The sequence below is a fragment of the Streptomyces sp. ISL-66 genome (genome assembly GCF_018614135.1).
Taxonomy (GTDB): Bacteria; Actinomycetota; Actinomycetes; order Streptomycetales; family Streptomycetaceae; genus Streptomyces.
The window spans coordinates 1-10,634 of the sequence record NZ_JAGGOW010000209.1 but is presented as its reverse complement, the minus strand read 5'-3'; the positions used below and the strand labels follow the sequence as shown (position 1 = coordinate 10,634).

Here is a 10,634-nt window from a genome sequence, read left to right as displayed (position 1 = left end):
GCGTAGCGCCGGGTCGTCCAGCAGCCGGCCGAGGGCGGCGGCCAGGGCGCCCGCGTCGCCGGGCGGCACCGCCAGGCAGGTCTCGCCGTCGGGCCCGGCGACCTCGGGGATCGCGCCGCCGGTGGTGGCGACCAGCGGGGTCCCGGTGGCCATGGACTCGGCCGCCGGGAGCGAGAAGCCTTCGTAGAGCGAGGGCACGCAGGCGATCTGGGCGCTGCGGACGAGGTCGACGAGCTCGGCGTCGGTGATGCCCTTGACGAAGCGGACGGCGTCCTGGAGCCCGTACGTCTCGATCGCGCGGGCGACGGGGCCGCGCTCGGCGCGCTTGCCGACGACGACGAGGTGGGCCTCGGGCCGCTCGGTACGCAGCTTCGCGAGCGCCTCGACGAGGTGGACGAGCCCCTTGAGCGGGACGTCGGCGCTGGAGGTCGTCACGATCCGGCCGGGCACCTCGGCCACGGAGGCGTCGGGCGACCACAGGTCGGTGTCGGCGCCGATGTGGACGACGTGGATGCGCTCGTCGCGCACGCCGAGGTGCTCGGCGATCTCCTGCCGGGAGGAGCCGGAGACGGTCAGCACGGACGGCAGCCGCCGCGCGACCCGGCCCTGCATGTGGGTGAAGCCGTACCAACGCCGCACGGAGGCCCGCTTCTTGCGGCCCTTGGCGGCGGCCAGGTCCAGCTCGCGGTCGACGGTGATGGGGTGGTGGATCGTCGTCACCAGCGGTGCGCCGAGCTCGCCCAACAGTCCGTAACCGAGGGTCTGATTGTCGTGGATCACGTCGAACTCGCCGGCGCGCGCGGCGAGGTGCCTGCGGGCGCGCAGCGAGAAGGTCAGCGGCTCGGGAAATCCGCCGGTCCACATGGTGGCGACCTCGACGGCGTCGATCCAGTCCCGGTACTCGTCGCGCTTCGGGGTGCGGAACGGGTCGGGGCTGCGGTAGAGGTCGAGGCTGGGGAGCTCGGTGAGGGTGGCGCCGGCGCCGGTGAGGGCGTCGCTGTCGAGAACCGGGTAGGGCTGCGCACCGATGACCTCGACGCGGTGGCCCAGCTTCACCAGTTCGCGCGACAGGTGCCGGACGTAGACGCCCTGGCCGCCGCAGAACGGGTTCCCCTTATAAGTGAGGAGCGCGATCCGCAGCGGACGGCTGTCGTCGGCGGCGGAACCCGCGAAAGGGCTCGTCACCATGGCCTCAGCGGTCACTCACCGCCCCCTTCTCCCTGCACTTTCGCCGGAGCGTAACCGCTCGCATAATGTAGAACAAGTTTCAGACTTGATCCGTTGAAGACCATTGAATCTACCGGCCGGAAACCACACCGTAAGAGGGGTGGCAGGTGATTCGCGCCACGGCTCGGGCGCCTGTCATGCTGGGCGCGGAGCAGCCCCCGCAATGACAGGGAACGCCTTGGAACGGGACAGATGACAGCGGAATCGAAGGCCGTGACCCCAGCCCTCACCTCAGCCGTGGCCTCAGCCGTCACCACACCGGCGTCCCCGCCCCTGACGGAGCGCCAGGAGGCGCGCCGCAGGAGGATCCTGCACGCCAGCGCCCAGCTGGCCAGCCGGGGCGGCTTCGACGCCGTGCAGATGCGGGAGGTGGCGGAGTCCTCCAGCGTGGCCCTGGGCACCCTCTACCGCTACTTCCCCTCCAAGGTGCACCTGCTCGTCGCGACCATGCAGGACCAGCTCCAGCACATGCACACGACGCTGCGCAAACGCCCGCCCGCCGGGGACGAACCGGCGGCCCGGGTCGCGGAGACCTTGATGCGCGCCTTCCGCGCGCTCCAGCGGGAGCCGCACCTGGCGGACGCGATGGTGCGCGCGCTGACCTTCGCGGACCGCAGTGTGAGCCCCGAGGTGGACACCGTGTCCCGGCTGACGACGGCCATCATCCTGGACGCGATGGGCCTGGACGCCCCGCCGACGGCGGAGCAGCTCTCGGCGGTGCGGGTGATCGAGCACACCTGGCACTCGGCGCTGATCACATGGCTGTCGGGACGGGCCTCGATCGCCCAGGTGAAGATCGACATCGAGACGGTCTGCCGCCTGATCGACCTGACGGCTCCGACGACGCCGCCGCCGCCGACGGCCCGCGAAAAGGCCTGATTCCGCCGTAGGCCGTCGGGGGCTCGCCGGGGGCCGTACGGGTCCGGTCGGTGGGTCCGTCCGGTTCCGCCGGGGCCGCCGGGGTCCGCCGGGGTCCGCCGGGGTCACCCTCCGGTCGACCGGCAGGTCACCCCTCCGTGAGCGCCGCTTCCATGTCCGCCTCCGTGAAGCGGCCCTCGCAGGCCAGGTCGGAGGCGAAGAAGGACAGCATGTCGGGCATGCCCGTGGTGGGACCCTTGCCGCCGGAGAAGTCGTAGCGGCGGGCGAACAGGACCCAGCCCTCCTTCTTCAGCTTGATCTGGGTGAGCCCGTCCTCCTGCAGCTGCTTGCCGTCGATCTTCCAGCCGCGCTGCTCGAGCACCGCGACCGTGGCCGCGTACGCGCTCTCGGGTTGCTCGACCGGCTCCATGGTCTGCCAGGGCGCCATGCAGGCGAAGATCTCGGCGCGGCGCTCGCCCTCGGCCGTGACCGGCTGCCCCGGGGACGGGGAGGCGGTGGCCGGCTCCTCGGGCTGCGGCAGCCCGGTCGCCGTCGTGGCGGCCGTGATGTCGGCCGCGGCCTGCTCCCGGCCGAAGGCGCCGGGGGTGCCGGAAGCAGCGGAGGCGGCAGGGTCCGACGGCTTCGCCTGCCCGGACGCCGACGCCGACACCGACGCCGACACCGACGGCGACGCCGAGGACCCTCCGCCCGTTCCCCCGTCCGGCCCGCACCCCGTCACCAGCAGCGCCCCGAGCGCCGCTCCGGCCGTCCAACCGATCCTGCGCATACGTCTTTCCCCGCCCTTGCCACGCCCTGCCCCGGGCGCCCGGCCGCTGCGCCGGGCGTTCACCGCAGAAGTCTCACACGGCTCCGCGCCGCCCAAGCCTCGGGCGGACCCGGGCAGGAGCTGGGCAGCACCCCGGGGCGGGGCCTGGGCGGGACCTGCCCGCCCCCGGGTCCCGCGCGGGCTCACTCCTCCGGAGGGAACACCGCTTCGCCGGTGCCGAGGAGGGTGATGGCGATCGCTTCGACCGGGCAGCCCTCCGCCGCCGTGAGGACCGGCTCGTTCGCGTCCGTCTCCGCCGCACGCGGGTGCGACTGGCGCGCCGAGTCGAGCGCGAAGCCCTCCGGGGCGTGGTTCACGCACATCCCCGAGCCGATGCAGACCCCCCGGTCCACCTCGACGTGCCACCGGTCACCCATCACGCACCGGCCGCGGGGGGCTCGTACCCGGCCGGGAGGTGGATCATCTTGTGTTCCAGGTACTCGCTCAGCCCCTCCGGGCCGAACTCCCGCCCGACGCCGCTGTTCTTGTAGCCGCCGAACGGGCCGAGCATGTCCAGGCTGAAGGTGTTCACGTTGAAGGTGCCCGTCCGCACCTGCCGCGCGAAGTCCACGCCGTGCTCCACGTCCCCGGTCCAGACGCTGCCGCTGAGGCCGAACTCCGAGTCGTTGGCGACCCGCAGCGCCTCCGCCTCGTCCCCGTACGGGATCAGGCAGACGACCGGGCCGAAGATCTCCTCGCGGGCGATGCGCATCGAGTTGTCGACGTCTCCGAAGAGGGTCGGCTCCACGTACCAGCCCCGGTCCAGGCCCGCCGGGCGGCCGCCGCCGGAGAGCACCTTGGCGCCCTCCTCCTGGCCGATCCGGATGAAGTCCAGGGACCTCTGCTGCTGCCGCTTGGCCACCAGCGGGCCGAGCTGCGTCGCCGGGTCCAGCGGGTCGCCGACGACCAGCGCTCCGGCCGCGGCGGCGAGCGCCTCGGCGATCTCCTCGTAGCGGCCGCGCGGGGCGAGCACGCGGGTCTGGGCCACGCACGCCTGGCCGTTGTTCATCCAGGCCGCCGGGACGATGCCGGCGATGGTGGAGTCGAGGTCGGCGTCCGGGAGGATGACGGCGGCGGACTTGCCGCCGAGTTCGAGGGTGACGCGGGTGAGGTTGCGCGAGGCGACCTCCATGACGCGCCGGCCGGCCGGAACGGAGCCGGTGAAGGCGACCTTGTCCACGTCGGGGTGGCCGACCAGGTACTCGCTGACCTCCCGGTCGGCGGGCAGGATCGACAGCACGCCCTCGGGCAGCCCGGCCTCGCGGGCGATGTCGGCCAAGATGTACGAGTCGAGCACCGCCTCCGGGGACGGCTTGAGGATCACCGTGCAGCCGGTGAGCAGCGCGGGCGCCAGCTTGGCGGCGGCCACGAACTGCGGGACGTTCCACGGGATGACGGCGGCGACCACGCCGACCGCCTCGCGGCGGACGAGGATGTTGCCGAGGACGCCCTGGCGGTACTCCTCGTAGGGGTAGGAGCGGGCGACGGTGATCGCCGCGTCGTAGACCATCATCGGGCCGAGGGCCTGGGCGAGGATGCTCCAGGAGTATGGGGACCCGTTCTGGGAGCTGATCGAGCGGGCGATCTCCTCGTGGCGGACGGCTATCGCGTCCTTGATCCGCGTGACGACGGCGATCCGCTCCTCCAGTGAGGTGCGCGGCCAGGGACCTTCGTCGAAGGCCTTGCGGGCGACGGCGACGGCGCGGTCCACGTCCGCCTTCGAGGCGTGCGGAACACTGCCGATGACCTGCTCGGTGTGCGGCGAGACGACCTTGATCGTCTCGGTGCCCAGCGGATCCGTCCACTCCCCGCCGATGAGCAGTTGTCCGTGTTCGACGAGCTCGGTCATGGCTGATGCCTCCTGCGGCTTGACGATGCAGAACTGATACCAGTTCTAGTTCCAGGAGTCCACGGACGTGACACGAACCGGCATGTGAGCGGGACGGAAGATCCAACGACTAGTCAGGAAGACCGGGAGATGGTCGACTTGGGCGACCATTGCAACATGTTCTCGTTAGAGCGGAGCCCCTCATGGCAGAGGACACGTCAGGCACGGCAGAGGACACGTCAGGCACGGCACCGGACACGGCGGGCACGGCACCGGACGCGTCGGGCACCGCACCCCACGTCACCGATCACGGCGGCGGCGTGTGGGGCATCAAGGTCCCCATCCCCGACAACCCGCTCGGCCACACCCTCGTCCACGTCCTCGACACCGACCGCGGCCCCGTCCTCATCGACACCGGCTGGGACGACCCCGAGTCCTGGGACACCCTCGTCGCCGGCCTCGGCGCCCTCGGCATCGCCGTCGCCGACGTCCACGGCGTGGTCATCACCCACCACCACCCCGACCACCACGGCCTGTCCGGCCAGGTCCGCGACGCCTCCGGCGCCTGGATCGCCATGCACGCCGCCGACACCGAGGTCGTCGTACGGACCCGGTCCGCCGAGCCGGGCGTCTGGTTCGACTACATGAGCGAGAAGCTGACCACCGCCGGAGCCCCCGAGGAGCACATCGCCCCGCTGCGGGCCGCCCGCGCGAGCGGCCGCCCGCGCACCCTGCCCGGTCTGCACGCCGCGGTCCCCGACCGGGAGATCGTCCCCGGCGAGCTGCTACCGCTGGCCGGCCGTCGGCTGCGGGCCATCTGGACCCCCGGCCACACCCCGGGCCACGTCTGCCTGCACCTGGAGGAGCGGCATCCGGCGAACCTGCCCGGCAACGGCCGCCTCTTCTCCGGCGACCACCTGCTCCCCGGGATCTCCCCGCACATCGGCCTCTACGAGGCTCCCGACGAGCACGGGGTCACCCGGGCCACCGACCCCCTCGGCGACTACCTCGACTCCCTCGAACGCATCGGCCGCCTCCAGCCCGCCGAGGTGCTCCCGGCCCACCAGTACGCCTTCACCGACGCCCCCGGCCGCGTACGGGAGCTCCTGGAGCACCACGAGGAGCGGCTGACCGGGCTGTGGCGCCTGCTCGCCGCGGAGCCGCTGACCCCGTGGGCCCTGGCCGAGCGGATGGAGTGGAACCGCCCCTGGGAGCAGATCCCGTACGGCTCCCGCAACATCGCCGTCTCCGAAGCGGAGGCCCACCTGCGGCGGCTCGTGAAGCAGGGCCGCGCCGAGGCCGTGCCGGACAGCGACCCGGTGACCTACCGCGGCCTGTAAGGGGCTCCCCCGGGCGGCACCACCGGGCACGGCGGCTACGGGCCGGTAGAGTATGGGCGTCGTCCACACTGACGTACGGGGGGAAGCCGGTGCGATTCCGGCGCTGACCCGCAACCGTGACCCGCCTCGACTCCGCCGGGACGGGGAGCCGGAATGCCCCGTGCCGCAGTGCGCGGCTCGCGCCGCCGGGTCTTCCGGCGGCCGGCACCGTCGAGGTCAACGGAGCCGGAGCCCGGTGCCAGCCCCTGCTGTGCTGCCTGCCTCCGGGTCCCCAGCACGAGAGGCACCCTCCCCGCCATGAACGTCCGCCGCAGCGCCGCCACGCTCGCCGCCTCCGCCGTGCTCTGCGTGGGCGCCGCCCCCGCCGCCCTCGCCGACGTCGCCACGCCCTCACCGGCGCCCGCCGTCCCCTCCGGTCTCTTCGGCAAGAGCGACCCGACGTACGACGGGGTGTGGCGGCAGTCCTTCGCGCTCCTCGCCCAGCACACCGTGGGCGTCCGCCCCGCCCGGCAGGCCGTCGACTGGCTCGTCGGCCAGCAGTGCGCCGACGGCGGCTTCGCCTCCTTCCGCGCCGACACCGGCGCCGCGTGCGACGCGAAGACGGTGCTCGACACGAACGCCACCGCGGTGGCCGTCCAGGCGCTGAAGGCGCTCGGCGGCCAGGACGCGGCGGTGACGAAGGGCGTCGCCTGGCTGAAGTCCGTCCAGAACGAGGACGGCGGCTGGGCCTACGTCCCCGGCTCCCCGAGCGAGGCCAGCTCCACCTCCGTGGTGATCAGCGCGCTGGCGGTGGCGGGCGAGAAGCCGGCCGAGGTCAGGTCGAAGGCGGGCAAGTCCGCGTACGACGGCCTGCTCTCCTTCCAGCTGGGCTGCTCGGCCGAGCCCGCCGCCGACCGGGGTGCCTTCGCCTACCAGCCGACCGCCGACGGCAAGCTGCCCGCCAACGCCGACGCGACGGCCGCGGCGGTCCTGGCCGGCCTCGGCACGGGCGCCGTCGTCTCCCCTTCCTCTTCCTCCCCGGACGCCCCCGCGGCCCCGCTGGCCTGCCCGGCGACCGCCGGTGACCCGAAGGCCGCCGCCCAGGGCGCGGCCGGCTACCTGACGGAGGCCCTGAAGAAGGACGGCCACCTCACCGCCCTCACCCCGGGCTCCGACCAGCCCACCGCGGACACCGGCAACACCGCCGACGCGGTGATCTCCCTGGCCGCGGCCGGGCACAAGCAGTCGGCGGCGGGCGCCCTGGAGTGGCTGAAGGCCAACTCCGCCGAGTGGGCCAAGGGCAGCCCGGCCGGCCTCGGCACCCTGATCCTGGCCGCGCACGCGACCGGCACCGACCCGAAGGCCTTCGGCGGCACGGACCTGGTGGCGGCGCTGAACGCGACGGGCCCGGCGGCGGAGAAGGCCACGGGGTCCGACGAGTCCAAGGAGAAGGCCTCCGGCGACTCCGGCAGCAACGACGTCTGGTGGATGATCGGCGCGGGCGCGGCGGCCGGCGTGGGCATCGGCATCGTGCTGAGCGGCCGCCGGAAGAAGAACCAGCTCTGATGCGCCGCCACCGGCACCGCGACCGCCACCGCCGCCTGACGCCGGTCCTCCTCGGTCTCGGCCTGGTCCTCACCCTGCTGGCCGCGTCCCCCGCGCTCGCCTCCACCTACCGGTACTGGTCGTTCTGGGACGGCGCGGGCGGCCAGTGGAAGTACGCCACCCAGGGCCCCTCGTCGCTGCGCCCGGCGGACGGTTCCGTGCAGGGCTTCCACTTCGTGGTCAGCAAGGACGCGGCCGACCAGGCCGCCCCGCCGCGCGCCGGCGCCGACTTCGCGGCGGTCTGCTCGGCCACCCCCGCGGTGGACGGCAAGAAGCGGATCGCCGTGGTCATCGACTTCGGCACCCGCTCGGACGCCCCGGCGGGCGGCACCCCGCCGCAGGAGGAACCGCGCACGGCCTGCGCACGGGTCGGCCCGGACGCCACGGCGGCCGAGGCCCTCGCGGAGGTGGCGAAGCCGCTGCGCTACAACAACGCGGCCCTGCTGTGCTCGGTCTCGGGATACCCGAAGCAGGGCTGCGGCGAACCGGTCGCGGACACCGCCGCCGACGATCCCTCCGACACCGGCGGCCCCTCGACGGGCCTCCTCGCAGGCATCGCGGCGGTAGCCGCCCTGGCCGCGGCCGCCGTCTGGCAATCCCGCCGCCGTCGCACCCGATGACGGATTCCCCCACCGAAGGCCCGGCCGCGGCTCCGGCTCCGGCTCCGGCTCCGGCTCCGGCCGACGGTCCGGCTGGCCGTGGGGTCCCCGCGGGGGGCGCCCGCACCCGGCCGTCCAGCCGCACGGGTGGTGTGGGCGGCGCGGGCGGGACAGACGGGAACCCAGCCCGGCGGCAGGCCGGTCGCACGGCCCACGGCACAACCCACGGCACAGCTCACGGCACAGGTCACCGCACAGGCCACGGAGCCGCACCCGACGTCGTGACCCCGACCGGCCCCGCTCCCGGCCGGGCGGCGAACGGCACCCCGCGCGTGCCGACGTACAAGAAGGCCAGACCCTGGCAGGCTCCCGAGTCCACGCGTGCCAACGCCCTGCACGCAGGAGCCTGGTGGATCTGGGCTCTCGGCCTCGCCACCGCCGCCTCCCGCACCACCAACCCGCTCCTCCTCGGGCTGATCGTCGGCGTCGCCGGCTACGTCGTCGCCGCCCGCCGCACCGACGCGCCCTGGGCCCGTTCGTACGGCGCCTTCGTCAAGCTCGGCCTCTTCGTCATCGGCCTGCGCCTCCTCTTCTCCATGCTCCTCGGCTCCCCCATCCCCGGCTCGCACACCCTCTTCACCCTCCCTGAACTCCCGCTGCCCGCCCGGGCCCAGGGCATCCGCCTCGGCGGCCGGGTCACCGCCGAGCAGCTGGTCTTCGCCTTCTACGACGGCGCGAAGCTGGCCACGCTCCTCATCTGCGTCGGCGCCGCCAACGCCCTGGCGAATCCGGCGCGGCTGCTGAAGTCCCTGCCCGCGGCCCTGTACGAGGTGGGCGTAGCCGTGGTCGTCGCCATGACCTTCGCGCCGAACATGGTCGCGGACGTCGTCCGCCTCCGCGCCGCCCGTCGGCTGCGCGGACGCCCGACCGGCGGGGTCAAGGCCGTCCTCCAGATCGGTCTGCCGGTCCTGGAGGGCGCGCTCGAACGTTCCGTGGCCATCGCCGCCTCGATGGACGCCCGCGGCTACGGCCGCACCGCGCAGGTCCCGGCCGCCGTCCGCCACACCACCAACGCCCTCACCCTCGGCGGCCTCCTCGGCATCTGCGCGGGCACGTACGGACTCCTGGCCGCGGAGGGCGCCGCGTACGGACTGCCGATCCTGTTCGCCGGCCTCGTCCTGGCCCTCGCGGGGCTCCGCCTCGGCGGCCGCCGGTCGATCCGGACCCGGTACCGGCCCGACCGGTGGGGTCCGCGGTCCTGGCTCGTCGCCGGGTCGGGCGCGGCGGTCGCGGCGCTACTGATCCGCGCCGCGTCCCTGGACCCGGAGGGTCTGCGCCCCGGGGTCGTCCCCCTGGTCGCGCCCGGCCTGCCGCTCTGGCCGGCCGCGGTGATCCTGATCGGCCTGCTGCCCGCCTGGGTGGCCCCAGGACCCGCACCCACACCCGCGAAGGAGGCATCGCAATGAGCACAACGAGCGGAACGAGCGGGCTGAACGGACTGAATGGACTGACCGAAATAATCCGTTTCGACGACGTATCGGTGACGTACGAAGGAGCGCGCTCCCCTTCCCTCTCCCACGCCGACTTCACGCTCCCCGAAGGGGAGCTGACCCTACTGGTCGGCCCCTCGGGAGTCGGCAAGTCCACGCTCCTCGGGGCGGTCTCGGGCCTGGTCCCGCACTTCACGGGGGGCCGGCTCCAGGGGCGGGTCACCGTCGCCGGCCGCGACACCCGCACGCACAAGCCGCGCGAGCTCGCCGACGTGGTCGGCACGGTAGGCCAGGACCCGCTGGCCCACTTCGTGACCGACGTCGTCGAGGACGAACTCGCCTACGGCATGGAATCCCTCGGCCTGGCCCCGGCGGTCATGCGCCGCCGCGTGGAGGAGACCCTCGACCTCCTGGGCCTCGGCGAACTGCGCGACCGCCCCATCGCCACCCTGTCCGGGGGCCAGCAGCAGCGGGTCGCGATCGGCTCGGTCCTGACTCCGCACCCGAGGGTCCTGGTCCTGGACGAGCCGACGTCCGCCCTGGACCCGGCGGCGGCCGAGGAGGTCCTGGCCGTCCTCCAACGGCTGGTGCACGACCTCGGCACGACGGTCCTGATGGCGGAGCACCGGCTGGAGCGGGTGATCCAGTACGCCGACCAGGTCCTGCTCCTCCCCTCCCCGGGCGCCCCTCCGATCCTGGGCTCCCCGTCTTCGATCATGGCCGTCTCCCCGGTCCACCCCCCGGTAGTAGCCCTGGGCCGCCTCGCCAACTGGTCCCCCCTCCCCCTCTCCATCCGCGACGCCCGCCGCCTCACCCCGAACCTCCGCTCCCGCCTCCCCGCCCCACCCCCGCCCCCGGCGGGGTCCGCCGGGTCCGCCGGGT

10 protein-coding genes and 1 riboswitch are annotated in these 10,634 nt (G+C 73.8%); of the genes, 6 read left to right on the top strand and 4 right to left on the bottom strand.

Annotation, left to right across the window (positions count from 1 at the left end; all coding sequences use genetic code 11):
• Positions 1-1,203, bottom strand: a 1,203-nt coding sequence (locus tag J7E97_RS33015) for a glycosyltransferase family 4 protein (RefSeq protein WP_215034908.1), incomplete at its 3' end; no start/stop codon positions are given.
• 216 nt (positions 1,204-1,419) lie between these two features.
• Here J7E97_RS33015 and J7E97_RS33010 point away from each other — a divergent pair.
• A complete protein-coding gene (locus J7E97_RS33010; protein WP_251055521.1) occupies positions 1,420-2,106 on the top strand; it encodes a TetR family transcriptional regulator in 687 nt (228 codons plus the stop codon).
• A 127-nt stretch (positions 2,107-2,233) separates the two neighbouring features.
• Here J7E97_RS33010 and J7E97_RS33005 read toward each other — a convergent pair whose 3' ends face one another.
• The 3 genes from J7E97_RS33005 to J7E97_RS32995 all read right to left on the bottom strand — a co-directional run bounded on the left by J7E97_RS33005 (position 2,234) and on the right by J7E97_RS32995 (position 4,760).
• Positions 2,234-2,872 (bottom strand): hypothetical protein, encoded by a 639-nt coding sequence (locus J7E97_RS33005; protein ID WP_215034906.1) that lies wholly within the window; start codon positions 2,870-2,872, stop codon positions 2,234-2,236.
• Positions 2,873-3,054: 182 nt separating this feature from the next.
• A complete protein-coding gene (locus J7E97_RS33000; protein ID WP_215034904.1) occupies positions 3,055-3,288 on the bottom strand; it encodes a ferredoxin in 234 nt (77 codons plus the stop codon).
• Positions 3,288-4,760: an aldehyde dehydrogenase gene (locus tag J7E97_RS32995; protein ID WP_215034902.1), complete on the bottom strand. Its 1,473-nt coding sequence runs from the start codon at positions 4,758-4,760 to the stop codon at positions 3,288-3,290. Before J7E97_RS32995 ends, J7E97_RS33000 begins: the two co-directional genes overlap by 1 nt.
• A gap of 182 nt (positions 4,761-4,942) precedes the next feature.
• Here J7E97_RS32995 and J7E97_RS32990 point away from each other — a divergent pair, with 182 nt between their 5' ends.
• The 5 genes from J7E97_RS32990 to J7E97_RS32970 all read left to right on the top strand — a co-directional run.
• Positions 4,943-6,079 (top strand): MBL fold metallo-hydrolase, encoded by a 1,137-nt coding sequence (locus J7E97_RS32990; RefSeq protein ID WP_251055519.1) that lies wholly within the window; start codon positions 4,943-4,945, stop codon positions 6,077-6,079.
• Positions 6,080-6,158: 79 nt separating this feature from the next.
• A riboswitch (cobalamin riboswitch) is annotated at positions 6,159-6,238 on the top strand.
• A 138-nt stretch (positions 6,239-6,376) separates the two neighbouring features.
• Positions 6,377-7,624, top strand: coding sequence for a prenyltransferase/squalene oxidase repeat-containing protein (locus tag J7E97_RS32985; RefSeq protein WP_215034900.1), 1,248 nt, complete (start codon positions 6,377-6,379; stop codon positions 7,622-7,624).
• Positions 7,624-8,283, top strand: coding sequence for an SCO2322 family protein (locus tag J7E97_RS32980; RefSeq protein WP_215034898.1), 660 nt, complete (start codon positions 7,624-7,626; stop codon positions 8,281-8,283). The genes J7E97_RS32985 and J7E97_RS32980 overlap by 1 nt, the downstream gene beginning before the upstream one ends.
• A 260-nt stretch (positions 8,284-8,543) precedes the next feature.
• Positions 8,544-9,728 (top strand): energy-coupling factor transporter transmembrane protein EcfT, encoded by a 1,185-nt coding sequence (locus J7E97_RS32975; RefSeq protein WP_374224298.1) that lies wholly within the window; start codon positions 8,544-8,546, stop codon positions 9,726-9,728.
• Positions 9,729-9,778: 50 nt separating this feature from the next.
• On the top strand, positions 9,779-10,634 hold an 856-nt coding region (locus J7E97_RS32970; RefSeq protein WP_215034910.1), incomplete at its 3' end, for an ABC transporter ATP-binding protein.